Origin of the sequence: Streptomyces sp. NBC_01426, assembly GCF_036231985.1 — a bacterium.
In the GTDB taxonomy this organism is placed as follows: domain Bacteria; phylum Actinomycetota; class Actinomycetes; order Streptomycetales; family Streptomycetaceae; genus Streptomyces.
The window spans coordinates 7,637,075-7,659,321 of the sequence record NZ_CP109500.1 but is presented as its reverse complement, the minus strand read 5'-3'; the positions used below and the strand labels follow the sequence as shown (position 1 = coordinate 7,659,321).

Genomic DNA, 22,247 nt, shown 5'->3' with positions numbered 1-22,247 from the left:
GACGCGACGGCCCTACGGGCCGTCAAGATGCTGGGCGCTCCGCGCCCTTGGCGGGCCTCCGGCCCTGACTTTAGGTCACCTTCGGTGACCTAGGCGGGCCTTCGGCCCGAGGGGTCCGGCCTCCGGCCGAACCCTGGCCGGCAGCGGCGATGGGGGCTGCTGTCGCGCGTTTTCGCTGATCAGAGTGGTGGTGGAGGAGTTGGGGGTTTGGGCTTGGTGTTTGTGCACCTCAGCGCCTCCCACTCCCCTGAACAGCCGGCCCGTCGGCCGCTACGCGACCGAGAGTAGCGCACCATCAGACCGAACTGAACCCTCTACCGGGGCCCCCGGCCACCCGAACACAACCCTGACAAGAGGTCTATACCAATATGGTGAGTTTCAGATACGACAACTCGCCCACGAAACCCCGGAATTCGCCTGCGGCCTTATACGGAGGACGCCGAATGCGGAAATCTAGCGGGTTCAACTCGACTCCCAACTCCCGCATTCCCCCACACACCCCTCATGCAGGAAAGGCGCCCGCCGCATACGGTGAACGCCCTCCCGGGTCACGTGGGGCTAGTCGTCACATTCATGGTGCGACTCGACGATTTATCGATCTCCTGAAAGGTAGCCAAGGAAATCCGGGCCGGCTGCTGCTTTTAGGCACCGATACCGAGGGAACCGACGTATGCGTACGCCGCATAGTCGGAGTCCAGGTCTGTGATGACGTCGTCCCAGATCTCGTCCAGGGTGGACATGTCGCCCTGGCTCCAGGCGTCGACCGCGTCGTCCCAGATGTACCGGGCCTGCACGGACCGCTCGCTGACGGTGGGCCGGCGGCGCTTCTCGTCCACCGCCGATTGGTCCACCGGGTAGATCTCGATCCGCCGACCTTGGCCGCCGTTGTCCAGGAGGCGTTTCAACGCCCCGGAGCGTACGAGGTTGGCCCGACGATGCTCCTGGTACGCCTTGTCCACGGCGTCCAGCTTCTCCCTACTGGGACGGACGCCGCGGTCCCAGGAGCGCAGCAGACGGGCGCTGATGCCGTGACCGGCGAGGACCTGCCGGCCGGGACCGCTGGACAGGTACCGCAGCCGCGCGGACAGGCCGCGCTTCGCGGTGACCGGCGTCGCAATACCGCCCTCCCCGGCGATCCGATCGATTTCCGCGGCCAAGGCCTGCGCACCGCTCATGCCCTGGGCGCCGTGCTTCTGCCATTCGCCCCACAGGTCGGTGGCTCCGCTCACGGCCTACTCCCCCAGCGTGTAGATCGACTTGGCCTTGACCTGGGCGAGGTCGCGGCCTTCCGGGAACACCTGCCGCCAGTCACCGGCCACATGCAGTTCATCGGTGCCAGACATTTCCACCACGGTCAGACCGGCGGCGTGCGCCTTATGCGCTTTCAACCACAGGTTCGCGAAAGCCTGAGAGCGGATGATGTGCATCCAATCGGGGCGCCGGATTTCCCGATTCGCCGTGCTCTCACCGATGGTTGACACAAACTTAGAATACATGGACTTCACGTACTCGTTTGCCACATCGTCGCCATTGGCGATGGCTTCTTTCCGGACCTCCGTGAGAGTGCGGCGCATTTTCTCCAACAGGCCCTCGGATGCTCCGGACGTCCACGACTCGTGAATGACCGGCGCCTCGCAGAACCCCAACTTCGCGCACCTCAGCAGGAGTCGCAGAGTGGGTTCGGTAATCCACAGGTCCCCCGGCTCCTTCCGGGCACCCAGCGGGGACGGCAGATCAGGCATCCCCCACACGGCCGGCGTGACCCGGTGGACACCCGAGCGCTTCGGGTTGTGCTCCACGCCCTCGGAGTGGACGAGCTTGCCGATCGGCAACCACGTCTTCAACGCCGCGAGGTAGGCGGCGTTCATGTCCAGAGCGGTCACGTCGAGGCGGACATGACCGGCGCGCGCGGCCCGATGCAGCTCCTCGGACCGCCACTTCGGACGGCCCTCCCAAATCTGGTCCGCGCCCTTCTGCGACGCCTTCTGAAGGATGCCGGCCGTGGGCGGGAACTCGGAGTGCTCGTACCGGCCACCGACCCGAGACGCCGCGAACAACTCCATCACATCCGGGACGGCCGTCTTGACGAGGGCCGCCCGCGCCGCGTCCCGATCACCGCCATGGACGGACAACTCGTGATCGACGCGGACACGGACACGATCCGCCAACGGACCAGCCGGCGCCGCCACACGCTTGAGCACGGGCGGCGCGGCGGCAGCCGGGGCCGGCTCGGCGGCGAGGGCGCGCCGGGGCGGGGTGGTGGCGGTCGTAGCCGGCTCGGCGGCGAGAGCGCGCCGACCCGGGGCACTGCGGGCAACCTCAACCGGAGCCGGCTCGACCGGGCCCGGCTCGACCTGAGCGGGCTCGACCGGGGTCGGCTCGACCGGAGCGGGCTCGACCGGGGTCGGAGCCGGCTCGACCGGGCCGGGCTCGACCTGAGCCGGGGCCGGAAAGTCGAGCGGCAGGAGGGTCTGAGTGGCGCCGGCGGGCAGGCGGGTCAAGGCGTGCGTGGGGCCTGCCAGGAGGTCGAGGACGGGCATGCCCCAGTGCGTGGCGAGACGATCGCAATCGGCCAGGGTCCAGGAGGCCAGGCCCCGCTGTCTGCGGCTGATCTGGCTTTGCGTCAGCCCCAAAGCCGCTGCCACGTCGGCCTGCTGCTCCCCCGTGCGGTGGGTGATCGCGGTCACCGTCACCCGCAACATCTCCTCGGTACTCATCACCATGACATCCACCCTACCCGAGAAGCATGCGCATTCCGCATATGGCGTGTGCAAAACGCACACCCGTGGCGGGTGCGAGGGCACCTCGCCTCCGCACGGGCCTACTCCGAGCTCCACGGGACCCTGAACGCGCCGCGCGGCACGCGACCGCCTGGACAAGGCCGTGGGGCAGTGGCCGACGAACATCCGACGCCCCGACGGACTCGGGAAGAACCAAGGCCGCACCGGCCGACGGGCGGAGAAACCCACGGCCCTCGATCCGGACTGGAACCCGCGCGAGAGCGGGTGGACGGTCGACTGGCAGCGGCACTACGCCTACCTCGCCCAGCTCCTCGCCGACGGCGCCCTGCTCGACGACGTCGTGCCCAGGGTCACCCGGCACGGCGAGGACGTCGGACGCTGGCTCGCCACCCAGCGCCGGGACTTCAGCAAGCTGAACGCCGAGCAGCAGCGCAGGCTCGGCGAGCTGGGCGTGAAGAAGACCGCGCGGGCACACAAGGCCCCCGCGAAGACGGCCGTGGCATCCGGGCCCGGCAAGGGCGGCGGGGCGCTCCAGAAAGGCGTCGAGGCGCTCGCGCAGTACATCGCACGGGAAGGCCGACTGCCCGGGCGCGGCGGCGTCCAGGTCCTGCCCGACGGGACCGAACACCGCACCGGAATCCGGCTCCGCAACATCAAAGCCCGCCACGACCGACTCGACCCGGCACAGCTCGCCCCGCTCGCCGAACTCGGCGTCCACTGGGCACGGTAGAGATGGGGCCTGCGCCTCCGGCACCAGCAGTCCTCCAGGGGCTATGCGTAGTGCGCAGCCCCGGCATAGGACATGCCCAGCGCCGCGGTGAGCTGCTTGATGTCGAGTTCGGTGGCCAGGGTGAGCAGCCGTGTCGAGCGCAGGATGCGCGGCAGCAGGCCGACCGGGGCCAGGCTGTCACGGATATGGGCCGCGCCGGCCGGTCCTCTGGTGGTTCTGGTCAGGCGCGTCACCAGGACGTACGGGTTATCGGTGCCCAGCGAGGCCCTGTGGCTGAGGCAGCCCGTCAGTGCCTTCCACGTCGCGGTGTCGAGCGTGAGGCCGACGGTGCGTCCGGGAAAGCGCACCGCGTGGCGGGTTGGGGTGAGGTCGTCGATGGTGAGCAGGCGGAGTTCGGTGGTCGTGGCCGCGTGGAGGAGCGCTGCCAGGCCGATGAACGCTTCGTGCGGGTGCATCTCGTCAGGCCCGTTCCAGCGGCGGTAGAGGTTGCGCTGCTCGTCCAGGGTGAGGGTGGCGCCCCTATAGCCGCGCGCCTGCGGGGCGTCGAGGGACGCGGCCGGGTTGTGGAGCACGGCTCCCGTGCGGTGGGCGTGGGCGAAGAACTGGCGCAGGCCCACCAGCCAGGAGGCCCTGCGGGCCGGGTTCTGGGCGAGGAACGCCTTCAGGTCCGTAATGGTCAGGGAAGTCCACGCTCTGTGGCCCCGGCCTGTGACGTGGAGGGCAAGGTCCCGGACGGTGTCGAGGCGGATCTCAATGGTCTTCAGCCGGTTCGGGCGCAGGCCCAGGGCGGCGGCACGCTCACGCTGGTCCAGTAGCGCCTGGGCGAAGGCCCGGACCGCTGGTCGCGGCGGGAGCGGGACGGCTTCGATGCGGCGCTCTCTCAGGACGGCGGCCCTGACGTTCTCGGCCGTCTTGGGGGCGTCGTGAAGGTGGTGGGTGCGGAAGAAATCGGTGAGGGGCCGCACCAGCCAGGGCATGGCGTGCTGTGCCCTGTTCACGAGTTTGTCCGGGTCGGTGGTGCCGGAGTCGAGGATCAGGCGGGCGGTATGAGTGATGGCGTCCGCGGCATAGAAGGTGTGCCGGTGAGTCTGGAGGTGAGCGGTGAAGGTGTCCCACCAGACAGGCACGGCCGGCATGCGGCGTGCCCAGCCCGCCGCCCGGCTCAGGACGGTATGGGGCGAGTTCTCGTAGCAGGGCTTGCACATGCCCCTCGCCCACTGCGCTGGAACGCCGGAACAGGCTCCCACCAGCACCAACACCCCACGAGCCCAATGTCTCTCACCCCACTGTCCCTCAACCGAGAGATCGCACACGGCCGGCCCTTCGTGCCGGCGTCCTTCGCTTCGCTCCGGACGGGTTCGGGATCTCGCTTCGCTCGGTCCCGAACGGCCCTCTTCGTGCGCCTGGTTGACCCCGTTTCACGGGGTACGGGCCATTGGCCCCCGTTGGGTGGATCCGCTTCGCTCCCCCACGCGCCGGCTATGGCCTGTACTTATCCCTCAGCGTCGAGGAGAGGAGTGCCTCATCCGACCTGTACAAGCTCCGGTCAGCCCTCGCTTGCGCCGTTCGAGCCTGCTCTATAAGCAGGCCATCCATATTCTCCGTACGCCGCTTCCCCCGACGCAGCACAGTCGTCACGATCCACACCAGTGCCCCCACTAATACACAAAGCCCGATCATGTCTACCCCTCCCCCATCAGAACCTCCACACGACCCTACCCAGACAAGGGCCTCATCAAGACAGGAACGAGACCCCGATGGGGACTCGCTGTGCTCGCCTTCCCCCGGGGGAGAGGAGTGAGTCGGCACAGGAAAAGCCCGGGCGGGGCGCCGCGTGAAAAACGGGACCGCGGCACCCGACCCACCGGCTCGACCACCCCAGGGAGCTCCACCCTCGGGGGCCTGCATCAACCCACCGCATCATCACCGTGATGCGTGTGTAGCATCCCGAGAACACCACCATCACCCCCAGGAGCCTGAGAGGCCGGCTCGCCTGAACGAACAACAGCAACCAGCATGCTGTGGGGACTTCACTGAAACTCAGCCCCTACAGCCCCTGACAACCCCACCGCATGCCCCCTGACCAGCACAGACAAGCCAGGGGTCGAGAGGGGACCAGGCGTCCGACACGAGGCGACACAGTCCCGCGCCCACCATCACCAAGCGCTCGACCCGAACCGCCCGCACACTCGAACCGCACACATCTGACGAGCCGTCAGGCATGGTCTAGGAATTCAGACGTCGCACTCAGGAATTGGTGAGAGGCCGGGAAAGACCGCAGGAGAGAAATTGGCGTGGGTCTCGACAATGCTCCCGATCTTCATGGACCGGTCGCCTATTTCACCCTTACGGACCGGGACGGGATGCCCGGAGCCGGTCGAGGCCGGAGGGTGGGGACATGCCCGTACCCCGCTTGGTCGTCTCCCCGCCCGACGAGAACGGCCGGCGCCGAGTGCGCTGGGACGGGCAATCCATCGGCGTCGCCCACCAACCCTCCGACATCCCCGCCTTCCTCCAAGAGGCCGGCCTGGAGGACCCGGAGGACATCGATCTCACCGGGGAGTTGGTCGAGTGGCGCGGCGGCGGCCCGGAAACCTGGGCCGAGTCACCGCCGTAACCACCACCGGTTCCACATGCGGGGCCCGTCAAGGGGCCAGAGTGCCCGCTGAACGGCTTGGGGCCCCTTGGGAGGCGCTAGGCGCCCAAGGGGCCCCCAAAGGCTTTCACGGGGCGTTGTGGGCCGTTCCGTGCCCCGGCCCGGCGGTCGACGTCACCGCCGGCGCAAGGCGACCGCCACCCCGAACACGGCCCCCAAGGCCGCACCGACTCCCGCGACCGCCTCAACCGCGGCGGTCAGCCCAGGGTGCGCAACGCACACATAGCCGGCCCCGGCGAGGACCAGGAGCACGACCAGGACCACGAGCACGACCAGGACCGGGTCGATGCCCGAGGCCTGCGGGGCCGGCTGCTGAGACTGGGACGACTGCTGCTGTTCGGTGATGGACATGAGGGTTCCCTCCCACTGCGCCCGGCGGACCGTCCGCTGACGGGCAGACAGCACCGTGCGACGCCGAACGGCTAGGCCCGCAACTGGTGACGGAAGGGTTCTGGGGTGTGAAGCCGCGAAATGTTACGCAGGCCCTCCAAGAACTTTGAGGGACCCCATCGGACAGCACACCGACTCACAGACCGACCGACAACCCCCACGAACCTGAACCGCACCCTCACGCCGTCCAACGACCAGACCCGCAACCGACCAGACCCAAGCCCGACGAACCGAACAACCCGGCAACCGCCCAGACACAGACCGAAGAACCGAACCACCAACCCCAACAACCAAACCCAGACCCAAACCCACATACAAGAAAGTCCGGCCAGTCACCGACCGTCGCACGGGGCCTGAACAGGGAGAACGCTCACAAGCACAGAAACTTGCTTCCCCCCATCTTTCCCCCCATCCCTCCCCCGATCTTTCCCCCCATCTCTCCCCCCTTCTTTCCCCCCAACTCCGCTCGCCCCACGGCCACCCCGCCCAGACACACGACCCGAACAACCGAGCACCCGACCCCAGACCCATCCCCCCACACAAGAAAGTCTGACTAGTCACCGGCCGCGACACCCGGCCCGACCAGGAACGACACCGAGGCAGCGCCGTACCCGCCTCCCCCCATGTTCGACCCCATGTTTGACCCGATGTTCGACCCCATGTTTGACCCCATGTCTCCCCCCATGTGTACTGCCGGCGGGGGCCCGCCACCGTCCCGGAACGAGACGCCGAGACTGGACAGATGAACGAACGCCGCCAACTCGGCTCGGGCCCCCGCCCCGCCACACCCCCGGCACCACCGACCGCGGCGCGCCGAGCCCGCCTCGCCGCCGAGGCCACCCCGACACCCCCACCCACCGAGGCCAAGGCCGGCGAGCGCCCCGAGCAGCCGCACGGCCGGCGCACCCTCGGCCCCAGCACCACCACCGACCGGTGACTCACCCATTCAGTCACCGGTGACTGAAACGGTGAGTTCAGCAACCGGTGACCAGGCCGGTGAGTTCGCCCGCAGGGCCGGTGACTAAGGGCTGTCCCGCATTTACCCCGGGGCAGTGAGCGGCTGACTCGGCCGGGGCCATACTGTTCGGCTGATGATCAGTTGCGCCTCTGGTCGAGCCGCTGGCCCCTGTCGATGGTGACCGGCCGCAGCCGGCTCGATCGGTGGCCAGGCTCCTGGAGGTCGATTCCACCGTGTGGACCGAAGCTGTAACGGCCCTGCCCGGAACGACGCTCTTTCAGCCGCCTGCATCGGAGCAGTCGCTGGTTCACTGCGCTACGGCCCTCGGCCATCCACTGCCTGCGGACCTCGCAGCCCTCCTCCGGGAGAGCAACGGCATCGAGGGCGAGTACGGCGACGGGCTCATCTGGTCTGCCGAGCGCATCGCCTCCGAGAACCAGAGTCTTCGCGCGGATGCCGAGCTCGCCACCTTGTACATGCCGTTCGACCCGCTGCTTTTCTTCGCGGACGCGGGTAACGGGGATTTGTTCGCGCTCTTGGCCAGGATCGACCGGCCCGACGTCTTCGTCTGGAACCACGAGGACGACAGCCGGACCTGGGTGGCGCCCAGCCTTGCCAAGTACCTCGAATGGTGGTTGACGGGGCGGATCGAGCTGTAGCTCCACGTCTCATGACCGTCTGGTCGCCAATGAGATGGTCTTGGCGTGGCTGGTGTGATCAAGGCGTCGGAGCCTTCCTGGATAGCCTCCTTCTCCGGGCTGAGTCCTCGCGTGTTCGGGAAGCTGGTGACGGTTCTGCGGCGCCAGGGTGCGGACGCGGTCCGCAGGGGCCGACCGTGGAGTCTTCCGCTGGAGGACCGGGCACTGCTTGTCGCGGCGCACTGGCGGACGAATCTCACGATGCGGCAGCTCGCCCCGCTGGTCGGGGTCTCGAAGTCGGCGGCGGACCGCATCATCGACCACCTCGGGCCGATGCTCGCTCTCCAGCCCCGCAAACGGTTCGCCAAGGACACCGTGCTCATCGTCGACGGCACCCTGGCCCCCACACGAGACCACACCATCGCCGAGCGGTCGAAGAACTACCGGTACTCCACCAACCACCAGGTCGTCATCGACGCCGACACCCGCCTGATCGTCGTGGTCGGCCGGCCACTCGCCGGAAACCGCAACGACTGCAAGGCCTGGGAAGAGTCCGGCGCCAAGGCCGCCGTCGGCAAGACCCTCACGATCGCCGACGGCGGCTACCCGGGCACCGGACTCGTCATCCCTCACCGCCGCGAACGCGGCCAGACCGAACTCCCAGACTGGAAAGAGGAACACAACCGGTCCCACAAACAAGCCCGCGCCCGCGTCGAGCACGTCTTCGCCCGCATGAAGACCTGGAAGATCCTCCGAGACTGCCGCCTCAAAGGCGACGGCGTCCACCACGCCATGCTCGGCATCGCCCGGATGCACAACCTCGCCCTCGCCGGATAGGCCAGCGGCCCCGCATAACGGTCGAATTTGCGGGACAGCCCTTAGTAGGACTCCGTTACTGAGGATTTCAGGGTGGGGTCGGTGGGTTGATGGCCAGGCCGGTGGCGGTGAGGCAGCCGTCGATGAGGTGGGGTCGGAGTTGGATTCTGCGTAACTCGCGGCGGAGTTTGCGGTCGAGGTCGTCGGGGGTGTTGAAGGCGGTGTTGGCCGTGGCTCTGCGTATGAGGGACCAGAGGGCTTCAACCGGGTTCAGGTCTGGTGCGTATGCCGGGAGGCGGATGGTGGTGAGCCAGTCGTGTTCGGCCTCGTAGCGCTTCAGCCCGGCGGCCAGGTGGGTGTTGAGGTTGTCCCAAACCACGACGATGGGGCCGCCGAGCTGGATGTGTGCCCTCACCAGCAGGTCGCGGTAGTCCTGCCAGGAGAAACTCTTGCGGGCGCCCTTGAGCAGGAGATGGTTGCGGGGGCGGTGGATGAGACGGCTCTTCTCGCCGGGTTTGTAGCAGCACAGGGCCGCGACCGAGGTCCGACGGCGGGAGCGGCCGCGAACGCGGATGACAGGGGTGTGTCCGCGTCGGCCCCAAGTGCGGGCGCGGGGCGGCGTCATGGAGAATCCGGCCTCGTCCTCGAAGACGATCCAGCCCCCACACGCCGCCGCGAGCCTTTTACCTGGGGCCACACCTCCTTCTTCCACAGCTCCACCGTGTGCTCGTCCCGCTCGAGTGCTCTGCGGGCCGGTGCCTGCCAGGACCAGCCGTGCCGCTTCAGCAGCCGCCAGACCGTCGCTACCGAGAGACTCACCCGCAGCCGGCGGCGGATCACCGTCTGGACCCGGACCAGAGTCCACCGTTCATCCTCGAAGCCGTGCGCTGACGGGCCCTTGCCGAGTTCCTCCTCGAGCAGGCTGAACTGGGCATCGGTGACGGTCGGGGAGTTGGCCGGACCCGTCGAGCGCAGGGCCTCGATGCCGCCCTCGCGCCAGGCACGACGCCAGCGTTCCACCGACCGCACACTCACCCGCAGGTCCTTCGCGATCACGACGGTCTTTTCACCCGCCGCGAACCGCTCGCCGGCTTGAAGCCGGATCCCCTCACGAAACGCCCGACGCTCAGCGGTCAGGCCCCCACCCTCCGGATAACGCATACCACCGGCATACCGCAGGGATCATGAACCGTCACCACCCGACGACAACCCGAAATCCTCAGTAGGTCGCTCTTGATCTTGATGTGGTGTGTGGTCTGTTCGGGAGGGGCTGCAGGCAGGTGGTGCAGATGCCGGTCCAGCACCTCAGGATGCTTTGGAGAGCGTCGAGGGTCTGGTAGAGAGTGAGGCCGGTCCTGGGACTTTTGGGGCCAGCCTCTGCTCCGAGAGGAAGGCCTGGGCGGCGGTCACGAGGGTGACGTGGTGGTGCCAGCCCGGCCAGGACCGTCCCTCGAAGTGGTCCAGGCCCAGGCCGTGCTTGAGTTCCCGGTAGTCGCGCTCGATGCGCCAGCGGACTTTGGCCAGACGGACCAGCTCGGTGATCGGGATGTCTGCCGGGAGGCTGGAGAGCCAGTAGTCGGTGGGGGCGTCAGCGCCGTCCGGCCACTCGACCAGCAGCCAGCAGTCGGACAGGACCCCGTCCCACCAGCCCTGCGTGGACGAAGCTGCGGCCTTGATCGGACGCTCGACGGCCTTGCCGGCGGGCCGGACCCGCACGGCGGCGAAGCGCGACTTCAACCGGCCTCGGGTGCCCTGCCGCCAAGTGAGCGTGGTGAATGCCTCCGGCCCGAGACAGGCGGCCAGGGCCGCCACCGACGGTGCGGGGTGCCGGTAGCGCGGCTGGGGCCAGCAGCCAACCGGCCCCTTGCGGGGCGGAGCCTCGGGCTCGGCATCGAACGGATGGGCACTCACGTCTGCCCGGATGGCCAGGACATAGTGGATTCCGCGGTCGGCGAGCCCAGCCCGGAAGTGTGCGTTGGTGCCGTAGGCGGCGTCCGCCACCACCGCTGGAGGGCTCATCTCCCACTCGGACAGGGTGTCGAGCATGTCCAGAGCCAACCGCCATTTCTCCCGGTGGGTGACCTCGGCCGGGACGCGCGTGGACGTCCTGCGATCGTCGTCCGCTTCCCATGACCGAGACAGGAACAGCCTCCACTGCAGCGGGCAGGAGGCGGTGTCCGTTGCGGCATGGACGCTGACCGCGACCTGGCAATTGGCGCGTTTGCCCAGGGCTCCGCAGTACTGCGGAGCCACCCCCACCGACATTCTTCCGTCCTTCGGCAGCGACACATCGTCGATCACCCAGGCCGTCGGGGCGATGAGCGGCAGCATGCGTTCACAGATCCGACGCTGCACCGGGACCGGATCCCAGGTGGACTGGGTCACGAACTGCTGCAGGTTCTGCTCGTTGCCGTCCGGCAGCCGAGCGGCCATGGCCTGGATCGACTTCCGCCGGCCGTCCAGCATCAGACCCCGCAGGTAACAGTCGCTCTTGGCCCGCTGATCCTTGCGCCGCAGAGAGGCGAACACATCAGTCACATACGACGCCAACTCAGCCCGAACAAGGTCTACTTCACGCGCATCCACACATCAGGCATGCCCGCCCACGAGCAGCCGAACCTGAAGACCTAACGGAGTCCTATTAGGCCGTGCCGACTGCTATCCGCCCCGTCGGTCCGATTCGGCAGATCTACACTGAGCTGCGAGAACGCTGCGGGGGAACAGGATTATGGGTACGGGTACGGGTGTGGGTACGAGCAATGCGGTGGACGGCGAGTCCGCCCTGATCTCCGCGGTCCAGGCTGGAGACACGGACCTGGTGAGGATCCTTCTCCACGAGCACAGCGACTTTGACTACCTGGACGCCGCGTTCTGCCTGGCCGTCCGGATGCACGCCGGGCACATCGCCCAACTGCTGCTCCAGTACGGTGCGGATTCGGGCCAGAGCGGGCCCGAGGATCTGATCCCTTTGAGCGAGGCGGTCGACTCGGGTTCGCCCGCTCTGTTCCAGGCGCTCCTGGACCACGAGATCCGCGGCAGGTATCCCGAATCTGAACTCCTGGAGGCCCGGGACCTCGCGCGCCGCTGGCACGAGACGGGGGTCGAGGCCGAACTGCGAAGCCGTACCGGATCCCGGGATGCCGTCGTCCGTACGCAGGTGCAAGACGACGAGTACAACAGCGTCGACGAGTGCACCCTTGGTGACATGACTGTGCGGGACGGCCACGGGGCGATCCTCACGTACGTCGAGGAACTGCTTGGGGTCCGGACCTCGTTCGAGGATCTGATGGACCGCGCGTTGACCATCGCCGACCAGAACCACCCGACATGGGGCGGGGTCGCCCTCCTGCTGGCCGGCCGACGCGACCAGGCGACCTGGACTGCCGCCGCGACGCTGCGCACGCACCCGGACCCGTCCCGCCGATTGTTCGGTGCCGAGGTACTTCGGGTGACCCATCTGCTCGACGACAGCGACGAGGACGCGTTCGCCGGCCCCGCTCTGGACATGTTCACCGACTGGTCGGCCGAGGAGACGGACCTCGCCGTGCTCACCGAGGTTCTGGTCGCTCTTGGAGAACACATCGACCCCCACGCGGAGGTGGCCCTTCTGTCTCACGCCGGCCATCCCGATGCCCGGGTACGGCGTGCGGTGGCGCAAGGGCTCAGTGCTTTGTCCTCGCCGCCGGCCTTTTCCGGCGATGCTCGCACGGCGTTGTTGCGGCTGATGACCGATCCGGACGCGGTGGTACGGAAAACCGCTTGCCGCGTGGTTGCCGAGGGCAGGGACCACGATCCCGTCTTCGCGGACGCCATGGCTGCTGTGCTGGACGACACGAATCGTCTGGTCCAGCTGGCCGCCGCCTACGGACTCGCCCTCCACGACGACGAACGGTGCGTGGAAGCAGCACGCCTTCTCGGCCCGCCGCAGCGCGGTTCCCTGGAAGAAGAGGGCTACCTTGACGCCGTGTGGCGTTACGAATGGCGCCGCGACGGCCGCTGAACGTCCCAGCCTGTGCCTGTCAGCTGCTCCGAAGCCGGGAATACCGCACGGTTCGAATGACGCTCCCCACCAGCTGGAGCCTCCACCTGGACGCCGGCTCGGCGCGAGGCGTACGCCAACGACCTCGGCCAGGAAACCTCCCTGGTGGCGGTGACGGCCCGCTCGAACCGTAGCAAGTCCGACCAGGACCCGGCCGAGTGGCTGCCGCCGTCCGCGGACGCGCTGTGCCGCTACGGCGCGGAATGGACCGCGACCAAGCTCCGCTGGGGCCTGGCCGTCGACGAACTGGAGCGCGACCGACTGCTCGACATCGCGGCCGGATGCGGCGATACCCAGGTGCAGTTCACCCCCGCCCCGTAAGCAGACCGGCAGGACTGAGGGTCGCCGCCCCGCAAGGGCGGCGGCCCTCCGTCGTCGGCCCTTGCACGGGATCCGGTACACCGAGGTACTGCCGCGGGAAGCGGACCCGGCCCGCCGGGTACCCACGAAGTGATCTGCCCTGCCGGTCAGCCGTGGGCTTGCCAGCCCCCGAAACGGGCCAGCAGGCCACGGGTGGCGTCCACCGAGAGGCCGAGATCGGCCGCCACCGTCCGCAGGTCCTGGGCGCGGGCGTCCTGGGCCGGCCAGTGCGCGGTGCGTTGGGCGATGAGTTCCAGGGTGCGGGCGGCTTTGAGGGCGGCGGTCGGTGAGTCCTGGGCCAGGTTCTCGATCGCGGCGGTCACGGTCTGGAAGAGGGCTTCCAACTCGGCGGGAAGAGGGATCGTGGTGCCGGCGACGTCGCGGAGGTGGGAGTCCCAGTCCTCCTCACACTGTTCGGCGGTGGGCAGACCACTCTCATGGAACGGAGGGTCGCCCGCCGTCGCCCAGTCGACAGCGTGCGGGGCTCCGGTCCAGCCGCAGGAGCACTCCGCACGCAGCACATCTGCCCTCGGGCGCGGAAGGTAGGTGCCGGCGCCGTCGTAGACGCTCCAATGGCGCACCTCACAGCCCGAGCTGCCCGACGCCGAGTCGAAGTAGACCGGCTTCGGGACCGACCCGTCGTCCAGGAGCACACCTACCCGGCCCTCGTGCGAGCGGCCGTACTCATCCGACGTCCACGTCTCATCCTTCTCCACAGACACCTCCAACACCAGCCCCTCGGGCCGCGGTCCGCGCCCCCGGGGACGACGATCCCGCACCCTGGGGTGCGCGCGGGGCCAGAATCGGCGAGTTGCCTCCGACGACGATGAGGAACCCGGCGAGAAGCGGACCGGTGCGCACCGCCCGCCGCCGGCTCGGCACCGGACCGGCGCCCGATCAGCGGTGCTGTTCAGGGAGTGCCGCCCCCGGGCACGGAACCGTGCTCGCGCGGCATCGGCCGCGCCGGAGGCGCGGAATGCCCGGCGCGCTGGGTGATCGCGCTGGACGTGGGTGTGTGCCGGGCGGCTGGCGGGCTGCCCGGCACACGATCACTGCGGGTTCGGCTGCCGCCCGTTCACAGGCGGCAGGCCGTGGCCCGGGTTAGCGGCGGCGGCCCCAGGACTCGGTGTCGACGGTGCGGTTGCGGTCGTCGCGCAGGGTGGCGGTGTCGGCGCGGTTGTCCCAGACGTGGTCACGCTTGCCCTGAAACAGGTCGGTGCGGGTGTCGCGGCCGGATCCGGTGTGGATCCGGATGGTGGCGCGGCCGCCGATGCGGGTGTCGTTGAAGCGGTAGCGGTTGCCGTCGGAGTCACGCAGGGTCCAGCCGCGCAGGTTCACCGGCTGGCGGGTGGTGTTGCGGATCTCGACCCATTCGCCGTTCAGGGAGCGGTTGGAGCGGTCGTCGCGTCCGGGAGCGTCGGCCTGGACCCGGGAGATCTCCACCCGCGGGTGCCGGTCGTGACCCCGGTCCGCCGCAGCGGCGGGAAGCGCGGCGGCGGACACGATCGCGCCGGCGGCCAGGACAGTGGCGCCGATACGGCGGGCGGTCGACGAAGCAGACATACGTGGCCCCTCAAGAACTGTGCCTCACCCGCCGATACGGATCACGTACCGGGTGCGGGTGCCCGGCCCGTAGTGGGCCGAGGACCCAAACTCTCGACCCGACACGTGGCCGACAACAGCCCCCGACGAGGCCGGTTACCGACCCTAGACATTTCCGTCACACACGCCTGCGGGGTACACGCAGTCCGCGTGAACGTGGCCCTGACATTCACTGACCGCTACACCCACCCAGAGCGCGCACGGTCCAGTCGATCATTGCGCCCGGAGCGCACCCCCGGGCGTACCGATCCGCCCGTCACCCAACCAGAGCAGCAAGTTCCGTAACGGCCGTTCTGCACGATTCTTCGCACGCACATGCGGAAACCACAGCTCGGAACGAATCCGTCCACCTGCTCTGGTGCCCACCTCGCCGACTCGGCGGTTGGCCGGCCCGATATACGCGGGTGTGCGCGGCTCGACCGGTGAGCGACTCTGAAGGCGACAGGCCCTGCGCCGCGACCGGGACGGCCAAGGCGACGTCGCGCGGTGACCGTGCGCAGCGGGGACGTAGAGCAGTGACCGGCACAGAGTGCGGGGACCGGGAGCGGCTGCGTGTCGCGCAGCGTGGCTTTGTTCACGACTTCGGGTTCTGGCTCAACTTCTGGGCTCTGTCGCTAATTTGGGGGTAGATGGGCAACTATCCGATGTGATGGGTGGGGTTCAGGTCGGGGACCTTCTTCTGCCGGGTGTCGCGGTGGAAGTCGACCAGCTGGTGCTGACGGATGCAGAGGCCCGGCTCGCCGTGCGGTCGGGGGCCGTGTCGGCGGCCTGTCCCGGATGCGGGCGGAGATCTTCGAGAGTGCACTGCTACTACCAGCGGACCCTGGCGGATCGTCCGGTCGCCGGCCGGCGTGTGCGGATCGAGCTACGGGCGCGTCGACTCGTCTGCGGGAACGAGCAGTGTGACCGTCGGACGTTCGCCGAGCAGATACCGGGCCTGACGCATCGCCACGCACGCCGCACCGACGCACTCACCGCCCAGCTCACCGACGTGGCCCTGTTCCTGGGCGGCCGGCCAGGCGCTCGACTGTTTCAGCGCATGACCATCGACACCTGCAAGGACACTCTGCTCCGGCTGATCCGTAAGCTGCCGCTCCCCTCGTCGGGATCGGTGCCGCATCTCGGCGTCGACGACTTCGCCGTTCGAAAGGGACGGACCTACGCGACGATCCTCATCGACATGGCAACCCACCGCCCGATCGACGTCCTGGCCGACCGGGCCGCAGCAACTTTCGCGTCCTGGCTGCGGGACCATCCTGAGGTCCGGATCGTCTGCCGTGACCGTGCAGGCTCCTACCGCGATGGGGCCCAGGTCGGTGCCCCGCAGGCCATGCAGGTAGCCGATGCCTGGCACCTCCTGAACAACCTGGCGCAAGCAGTCGAACGCGTCATCGGACGGCATCGCGCTGACCTGCGACAGCCTCTCACCTCACACGATGACCGGACCGACGACGGCCCGGCCTCCGAGGGCCGCGACCGCGAAGAACTGGATATCCACGGACGGCCACGACCTCTGGTCGCCCGCACCCGCGAACGCCACCAACAGATCCACGAACGCATCCAACGTGGCGACAGCCTTCGCGCCATCGCACGCGACCTGCGGCTCAGCCGCGGCACAGTCAACCGCTTCGCGCACGCCGCAGAAGTCGATGAGCTTCTCCTCGCGGCCATTCATCGACCCGCGCTGATCGACGAATACCGCCTCTACCTGCACCATCGCTGGATGGAAGGCTGCACCAACGCCTCCGCGCTCACCCGGGAAATCCAGCGGCTGGGCTACCGCGGCAACGTCAACACCGTCCGCCGGCACCTGAAGCCCTACCGCAACGGCGCGATCCCACTCACCGCCCCCTTGCCACACCTGACCGTCCGCAGGGTCACCGACTGGATCATGCGCCGACCCGAGCGCCTCAACGATGTTGAGCGAAAGGGTCTCGACGATCTGTGCGAGCGGAACCCAGCGCTGGCCACGACCGTCGATTACGCACGCCGCCTGGCACTCATGGTCCGCGACCGCCGCAGTGAACACCTCGCTCTCGACGTCTGGATAGCCGACGTCCGCCTCGATGGACAACGCGAACTCCGCACCCTGGCCAATGGCATGCGACGCGACCGCGCGGCCATCCAGGCCGCCCTCACCACGACCTACACATCCGGAGCGGTCGAGGGTAACGTCACGCGGGTCAAGCTCCTGAAGAGACAGATGTACGGCCGCGCCAACTTCGATCTCCTACGACGCCGCATCCTGCTCTCACCATGATCAAGAGGCCACGACCCCCAAATCAGCGACAGAGCCAACTTCTGTGGAGCTGCGCCGTACGCGCTCGTGCCCGGGTCGGGCCGACGCGCTGATCTGCTGGGTCCCGTCGCTCAGCGGCTCGGCGCTCCGAGCCCCGAGCCGCCTCCACAGAAGTTGAGCCAGAACCCGACTTCCGACAGCGATTGTTCATCTCGTCGGGAGGCGGTCTTTCGTCAGGAAAGTCGTTGTTCATGAGAACGGGCAGCACCCTGTTGAGGGGGCCGCGGACGGTCCCCGGGATCGAACATCTCCGGCCCGCCGTGACACGGCGCAACCGCCATCGCGTCCTCCCTCGGTGGCGGTTGCGCCGTGTCTCAGTTCAGCCGGGTGGTGACATAGGCCTCGATGGCGTCGCGCTGGTATGCGGCCAGGCCCGGGGCGATGGCCTCGTATGCGGCGCGCCACGTCTCGTTGTCGACGATGGAGCGTCCGATGGCTCGGTAGTCCTCTGCGGAGACAGTGCGCAGTTCGGTCAGTCCCTGGTACTGGGCGTCGATTTCGGCCTGGACCGGGTCGGCGTCGGCCGGGTGGCCTGCGGCCATGAGTTCGGCCAGCCGGATCATCTGCGCGGTGCGATCACGGTGCGCGGCGTCGGCGTCCGCCTGGCTCATCGTGGCAGCGCGTCGTGCGACCGCTTCGGCGAGTTCGGGGAAGTCCTGCATGTTCCCCTCGTACTGGGAGGGCGTCACGCCCTCGAAGAGGTTCTCCGGTCGGTTGATGGTCATGGGGTTGCCGTCCTTCCTGGACTGCTCCAGTTCGGCGATCGTGCGGGAGACGGTGCCGGCCAGTGCGTCGAGCCGGTCCCGTTCTACGAGGAGGCGCTGGTGGTGGCCCCGCAGGGCATCCACCTCGTCGACCTGTTCAGACAGGATCCGGCCGATCTCCGGCAGCCCGACGCCCAGCGCCCGCAACACGAGGATCTGCTGCAGCCGCAGGAGCTGGCGCTCCTCGTAGTAGCGGTGCCCATTGGCACCGATCCGGGCCGGCGGCAGCAGGCCGGTCTCGTCGTAGTGGCGCAGTGTCCGGGCGGTAACGCCCGACATCCGGGCCACCTCCGCAATCGGCCAGTCCATCACCACTCCTGCACGTGTGTGTCGCCGGGCCGGTGTCTCCGGCCCTGATCACGAAGGTAGGAGCTGCCGCAACGGCAACTTCAACCCCAAGACCCAAAATCCTCCCAATCGAACAGGCGCGGTCTGCACCCCAGGCAAAACGGCCTCCGCCCGCTGCCGAAAACTCGTGAACGCCTGAACCCTGCCCAGAGCCCCGACGCCTCCGGAATCCCCGTAGAAACGCTGTCGCCTCTCGGGCTCTGGCCCAACTTCCGTGGAACCGGGCCGTACATGCCCGTGCCCGCGTCGAACCAAAGCACTGACCTGCCGGTTCCCATCGTTCGGAGTCCCGGTGAACCGACCGTCGAACTGTCTCCACAGAAGTTGAGCCAGAACCGCCTCTCGTGAACAGAGCCATGGAGCCCGGCGGCGGTAGTGACCTCTCGCAACGATGATTGAGCGTTGTCAGCGCAGTTTGGTGACCGCGGGATTCCCTGCCCAGCCGCTTCCGGCGCGGAATTCGCCGGCGGTCGCTAGTGTCGGCCCATGTCCAGTCCTGGAGACGTGCCGCCGGAGATCCTGAACCGGTCGCGGTCGATCTGCCGGCAGCTGCCCGAGTCGTATGAGGAACCAGCCTGGATCGGCGTGCGCTGGCGGATCCGTACGCGGACGTTCGCCCATGTCTACACGCCGGACGTGGATCGCTACCCGGTCTACGCCTCGTATGCGACCGCAGACCAGGAACCGGTCGTGATGACTTTTCGGGTGCCCGTCGACGACCTGCTCGGCCTGACCGCCGGTGGGTTCCCGTTCCTCCGTGCCGACTGGGGCCATAACGTCGTCGCCGCCGTTCTCGGTGACCACACCGACTGGACCGAGCTTGCGGAACTGATCACCGACAGCTACCGCGAGATGGCCCCGAAGTTCCTCGCCGCGCGGGTCCCCCTCCTGCCACCGATCAGCTGACCGGCGGTGGGCCTCGTCTCCCGCCACAAGGACCGACTCCGCCAGAGGCAGCCGCTCAACCTTCCCTGAGAATCACTCAACCTTCATTGCGACAGGTCAGGCAGCATCGGCCGGACGTTGACACGCCGCCGGGCCCGGGGCCAGTCTCGCCTACTCCCGGGCCGAGCCCCGGGAAAGGAGTGGGGCGGCCCGGCGCTACTGCCCCCGTCGAAGCGGGCACCGGGCCTGACCCGCACACCCACGTCGGTGCAGGCTGGCACCGACCCTAACCGGCGTCCGGCCCGCACCCGACCGGCGCCGCTACGGAGAGACGGCAAGGGCAGCCGCCCGTTCCCGGGCCTGCGTCAGCTCCGCGCAGCGGATGCCCCCACCGGGGTGCCACTCCCTCACCGGTCAGGCGCCAAGGGGCGGTGCCCGCCTCGCGGGCGGCGTGCCGCCGGACTTCTTCCGAGGGCGCCACCACGGGCCCGGCCGCGGGCGGGGCGGGCCGCGGCCGGTGGACGGCGCCCCGGTACAGAGTGGCGACGCCCGCCGTGCCGGCCAGGACCGACAGGACGAAGTCCGCCTGCACCATGCCGAGCGGTCCGCCCGCCAGGCGGCCGCGAACAGCAGGCCGGCCAGCAACAGGCCGTCGACCGCGATCCGGTCCCGGTCCGACAGCGCCCACCACGCCGCCCGTACCCGCTCCGTCCACGCCCGGAAGGCCTGCCGTCCGGGTGTGGGAGCCTTCGCGGTCACCGCGTGCGCCCCGCGCCCTTGCCCGGTGCGGCCTGCTGCCGGTGCGCGGGGACAGCGGCTTCCGCCGGGGCCTGCCGGCCGGGAGCCGCCGCGGCGGCCGGGGTGGTGGTGGAGCGGGAACGGGCCGCCGCCGGGGACACCCTCACGCGGGACGCGGGCGCGGCCGGGGCGGAGGGCGGCGTCGTCAGGGAGCGCAGGGTCGCGTCCACGAGCCGCCCGGCGGTGGTGGAGGCGGGGCCGTCCTTCCAGCCGGTGTCGGTCTTCAGGCGGGCCAGGTGTCCGGCGAGGAGTGCGGGGCCGCCCTGGTCGCGGATCCGGTCCATGCGGGCCGCGAGCAGGGGCCACTGACCTACCTCCGTCTCCGGCAGCACGTCCTTGACAACGCCGACGAGCGCGGCGTGCGCGAGCCGGTTCAGGACCGGGCGGTCGCCAGCCGGCCACGTCCACACCCGAGGCGCCGGCCCGTCCTGCGGCCCCCACGGCCGCAAGGCGACCGGCTCAACCGGGTCGTCCACGCTCAGCAACCGGCGGCGGACCGCAGGGTCCTACAGCTCCGACACAAGGGCGAAGCCCCGTGGCCGTACCTGCAACATGGCTGGTGGCTTCTCTGCACTAGTCAAGGCGAGCCGACCGGGGGTCTCGGGAGCTGTGGTCTGTCCTGGCGATCTTTCGACGTCAGTACGCTCTCCGGAGGACCAGGACCTGACACGCCAGGTTGGTGAGCAACGGGGAAGGCCGGTAATGCGGGTTGAATACGACGCATCGGCGGACATGGCATACATCTACCTTGTCGACAGCATCGCCCCGGGAGAGGCCGTCCGGCAGGTACCTGCCGAGGACGAAACTGCGATACTCGACTTCGACTCACACGGACGACTTCTGGGTATCGAGCTGTTCAGCGCTAGACGCCGGTTGCACCCGGAGCTGCTGGCCAGCGCCGAGAGGATCGACCGGTCGCCGCGTCCGCCCAGCGTGTGATTCGTTGACACAGCTATGGGGAGTCGAGGCGATCGCCTTTCGCATTCTTCACCTTTTTGTTGATCTGTTCGATGGTGGCCCCAGGCAAGGATTGGGGACCTGGATCTCATTCGGGCTGGCGGGTCGTCGGGATGCCGAGGGCGACGGGTGTCCGTTGGGCGGCTCGGGCTGCGTCAGCCTGCTTGGTGCGGACGAAGGTCAAGGTCATGTCGATGCCTTCGATCTCGCCGAGCCACTGTTCCTCCTCGGCGCGCTTGCGACGCAGGACCAGGTCCCTTTCGATCTCCGCGAGCCTGGGCAGCATCTTCGGGTTGACCCTCAACATGGGACATCCTTCGAGGCCACCGCCTTCACGACCGGGGAGGCGCCGGTCACCCCGAACGGGGTGTTGCGCAGCACAAGCAGTTGCATCGCGCTGACCAGGCAGAGCGCGAACAAGCTCTACAGGATCAGAACGATCCCCAGAGCGACCACGGCCTTCTTCAGCACGCGCCCACCCGCCGGCCCGCGTTGCCCCACCCGGCACACGCCTCGTCCCGGTCGGCCGCATCCGCTGCGGATGATCGGACCAGGCTCCCGATCACTACCAAGAAACCACCCATAGCACCCATATATGCACGTTATGTCCTACATGGGTGCCTGACACGGAGCCGGGGCTTCACCCGTGTCGAGGACACGGCGCTGCCACCTGGCGCCCGCACCCCTATGCCTCCAGCGCCCCAAGTTCCGCGCGCTCCTCGACTACGCGCGGCCCGGCGGCACCGTGGGGAGGTCATGCCGGGTCAAAGCCCGGGATGCGCCCGGCAACACGGGCGCGCCCTCAAGCCGCCCCACACGGGTGACGGCCCCTCAGCGCGTGGGGAAGACCGGCACGGCGACTCGGGTGTTCTGGCTCCATGGGTGAGAAGCGAGACCGGAAGGTGAGTTCTGACTTCGCGCCTGCACCGCACCAGGAAGGCGCGGCGCCCCGTACCCGAGGGGTATGGGGCGCCGTGCTGGTGGGTCAGGCCGGAAGGATGTTCTCGGCCTGCGGGCCCTTCTGGCCCTGAGTGACCTCGAAGGAGACCGCTGGCCCTCCTGGAGCTCACGGAAGCCCTGCGTGGCGATGTTCGAGTAGTGGGCGAACACGTCCGGGCCGCCGCCGTCCTGCTCGATGAAGCCGAAGCCCTTTTCGGAGTTGAACCACTTCACTGTTCCGAGAGCCATGTCGCTCCTTGGTCGGGGACGGGATACGCACTGGCGCGTACCCCTGGGGTTGAGGTGATCGCCCTGGTCCTCCGACTG

General features: G+C 68.6%; 20 protein-coding genes and 2 pseudogenes. 10 read left to right on the top strand and 12 right to left on the bottom strand.

Annotated elements, in window-relative coordinates:
• Nucleotides 1-641 precede the first annotated feature (641 nt).
• A complete protein-coding gene (locus OG906_RS34450) occupies nt 642-1,229 on the bottom strand; it encodes a hypothetical protein (RefSeq protein WP_329438697.1) in 588 nt (195 codons plus the stop codon).
• Nucleotides 1,230-1,232: 3 nt separating this feature from the next.
• Entirely contained in the window at nt 1,233-2,723 is a 1,491-nt protein-coding gene (locus OG906_RS34445) for a helix-turn-helix domain-containing protein (protein ID WP_329438699.1), read from the bottom strand.
• A 160-nt stretch (nt 2,724-2,883) separates the two neighbouring features.
• On the opposite strand from OG906_RS34445, the gene OG906_RS34440 reads away from it, so the two are divergent.
• Nucleotides 2,884-3,471 (top strand): helicase associated domain-containing protein, encoded by a 588-nt coding sequence (locus OG906_RS34440; protein ID WP_329438702.1) that lies wholly within the window; start codon nt 2,884-2,886, stop codon nt 3,469-3,471.
• Nucleotides 3,472-3,512: 41 nt separating this feature from the next.
• Here the strand turns inward: OG906_RS34440 and OG906_RS34435 are convergent, their stop codons facing one another.
• The gene (locus OG906_RS34435) at nt 3,513-4,676 is read right to left on the bottom strand and encodes a hypothetical protein (RefSeq protein WP_329438704.1); all 1,164 of its coding nucleotides are present in this window, start codon (nt 4,674-4,676) and stop codon (nt 3,513-3,515) included.
• 1,193 nt (nt 4,677-5,869) lie between these two features.
• Here OG906_RS34435 and OG906_RS34430 point away from each other — a divergent pair.
• Nucleotides 5,870-6,088: a hypothetical protein gene (locus OG906_RS34430; protein ID WP_329438706.1), complete on the top strand. Its 219-nt coding sequence runs from the start codon at nt 5,870-5,872 to the stop codon at nt 6,086-6,088.
• A gap of 153 nt (nt 6,089-6,241) precedes the next feature.
• Here the strand turns inward: OG906_RS34430 and OG906_RS34425 are convergent, their stop codons facing one another.
• Nucleotides 6,242-6,478: a hypothetical protein gene (locus OG906_RS34425; protein WP_329438708.1), complete on the bottom strand. Its 237-nt coding sequence runs from the start codon at nt 6,476-6,478 to the stop codon at nt 6,242-6,244.
• A 781-nt stretch (nt 6,479-7,259) separates the two neighbouring features.
• Here OG906_RS34425 and OG906_RS34420 point away from each other — a divergent pair.
• The 3 genes from OG906_RS34420 to OG906_RS34410 all read left to right on the top strand — a co-directional run bounded on the left by OG906_RS34420 (nt 7,260) and on the right by OG906_RS34410 (nt 8,950).
• The gene (locus OG906_RS34420; RefSeq protein WP_329438710.1) at nt 7,260-7,454 is read left to right on the top strand and encodes a hypothetical protein; all 195 of its coding nucleotides are present in this window, start codon (nt 7,260-7,262) and stop codon (nt 7,452-7,454) included.
• 224 nt (nt 7,455-7,678) lie between these two features.
• On the top strand, nt 7,679-8,134 hold the full coding sequence (locus OG906_RS34415; protein WP_329438712.1) for an SMI1/KNR4 family protein: 456 nt from the start codon (nt 7,679-7,681) through the stop codon (nt 8,132-8,134).
• Between the two features lie 45 nt (nt 8,135-8,179).
• Nucleotides 8,180-8,950: a transposase gene (locus OG906_RS34410; RefSeq protein WP_329438714.1), complete on the top strand. Its 771-nt coding sequence runs from the start codon at nt 8,180-8,182 to the stop codon at nt 8,948-8,950.
• Nucleotides 8,951-9,017: 67 nt separating this feature from the next.
• Here OG906_RS34410 and OG906_RS43715 read toward each other — a convergent pair.
• Together OG906_RS43715 and OG906_RS34395 are read right to left on the bottom strand one after the other, a co-directional pair.
• Nucleotides 9,018-10,090 (bottom strand): IS630 family transposase gene (locus OG906_RS43715; protein ID WP_443067331.1). Its coding sequence is split into 2 segments (ribosomal slippage): nt 9,018-9,641 and nt 9,644-10,090, totalling 1,071 coding nucleotides; the frame shifts between segments, so codons are not numbered across the junction.
• Nucleotides 10,091-10,234: 144 nt separating this feature from the next.
• Nucleotides 10,235-11,515: an IS701 family transposase gene (locus OG906_RS34395; protein WP_329438718.1), complete on the bottom strand. Its 1,281-nt coding sequence runs from the start codon at nt 11,513-11,515 to the stop codon at nt 10,235-10,237.
• Between the two features lie 160 nt (nt 11,516-11,675).
• Here OG906_RS34395 and OG906_RS34390 point away from each other — a divergent pair, with 160 nt between their 5' ends.
• On the top strand, nt 11,676-12,929 hold the full coding sequence (locus tag OG906_RS34390; protein WP_329438720.1) for a hypothetical protein: 1,254 nt from the start codon (nt 11,676-11,678) through the stop codon (nt 12,927-12,929).
• A gap of 72 nt (nt 12,930-13,001) precedes the next feature.
• Nucleotides 13,002-13,289, top strand: a pseudogene (locus tag OG906_RS34385) (HNH endonuclease); the annotation flags it as partial.
• Between the two features lie 146 nt (nt 13,290-13,435).
• On the opposite strand, the gene OG906_RS34380 reads toward OG906_RS34385, so the two are convergent.
• Nucleotides 13,436-14,044: a hypothetical protein gene (locus OG906_RS34380; protein ID WP_329438722.1), complete on the bottom strand. Its 609-nt coding sequence runs from the start codon at nt 14,042-14,044 to the stop codon at nt 13,436-13,438.
• A 385-nt stretch (nt 14,045-14,429) separates the two neighbouring features.
• On the bottom strand, nt 14,430-14,891 hold the full coding sequence (locus OG906_RS34375) for a lamin tail domain-containing protein (protein ID WP_329438724.1): 462 nt from the start codon (nt 14,889-14,891) through the stop codon (nt 14,430-14,432).
• Between the two features lie 733 nt (nt 14,892-15,624).
• Here OG906_RS34375 and OG906_RS34370 point away from each other — a divergent pair.
• Nucleotides 15,625-17,190 carry an ISL3 family transposase gene (locus OG906_RS34370; RefSeq protein ID WP_329438726.1) on the top strand — a complete coding sequence of 522 codons (1,566 nt, stop codon included), beginning with the start codon at nt 15,625-15,627 and terminating at the stop codon, nt 17,188-17,190.
• A 353-nt stretch (nt 17,191-17,543) separates the two neighbouring features.
• On the opposite strand, the gene OG906_RS34365 is transcribed toward OG906_RS34370, so the two are convergent.
• Nucleotides 17,544-18,302: a MerR family transcriptional regulator gene (locus OG906_RS34365; RefSeq protein WP_329438728.1), complete on the bottom strand. Its 759-nt coding sequence runs from the start codon at nt 18,300-18,302 to the stop codon at nt 17,544-17,546.
• A gap of 525 nt (nt 18,303-18,827) precedes the next feature.
• Here OG906_RS34365 and OG906_RS34360 point away from each other — a divergent pair.
• Nucleotides 18,828-19,247 (top strand): MmcQ/YjbR family DNA-binding protein, encoded by a 420-nt coding sequence (locus OG906_RS34360; RefSeq protein ID WP_329438730.1) that lies wholly within the window; start codon nt 18,828-18,830, stop codon nt 19,245-19,247.
• A 734-nt stretch (nt 19,248-19,981) separates the two neighbouring features.
• On the opposite strand, the gene OG906_RS34355 is transcribed toward OG906_RS34360, so the two are convergent.
• The gene (locus OG906_RS34355) at nt 19,982-20,500 is read right to left on the bottom strand and encodes a hypothetical protein (RefSeq protein WP_329438732.1); all 519 of its coding nucleotides are present in this window, start codon (nt 20,498-20,500) and stop codon (nt 19,982-19,984) included.
• Nucleotides 20,501-20,576: 76 nt separating this feature from the next.
• On the opposite strand from OG906_RS34355, the gene OG906_RS34350 reads away from it, so the two are divergent.
• A complete protein-coding gene (locus OG906_RS34350; RefSeq protein WP_329447879.1) occupies nt 20,577-20,963 on the top strand; it encodes a DUF2283 domain-containing protein in 387 nt (128 codons plus the stop codon).
• Between the two features lie 106 nt (nt 20,964-21,069).
• Here OG906_RS34350 and OG906_RS34345 read toward each other — a convergent pair whose 3' ends face one another.
• Entirely contained in the window at nt 21,070-21,288 is a 219-nt protein-coding gene (locus tag OG906_RS34345; RefSeq protein ID WP_329438737.1) for a recombinase, read from the bottom strand.
• Nucleotides 21,289-21,966: 678 nt separating this feature from the next.
• A pseudogene (locus tag OG906_RS34340) lies at nt 21,967-22,169 on the bottom strand (cold-shock protein).
• Between the last annotated feature and the right edge of the window lie 78 nt (nt 22,170-22,247).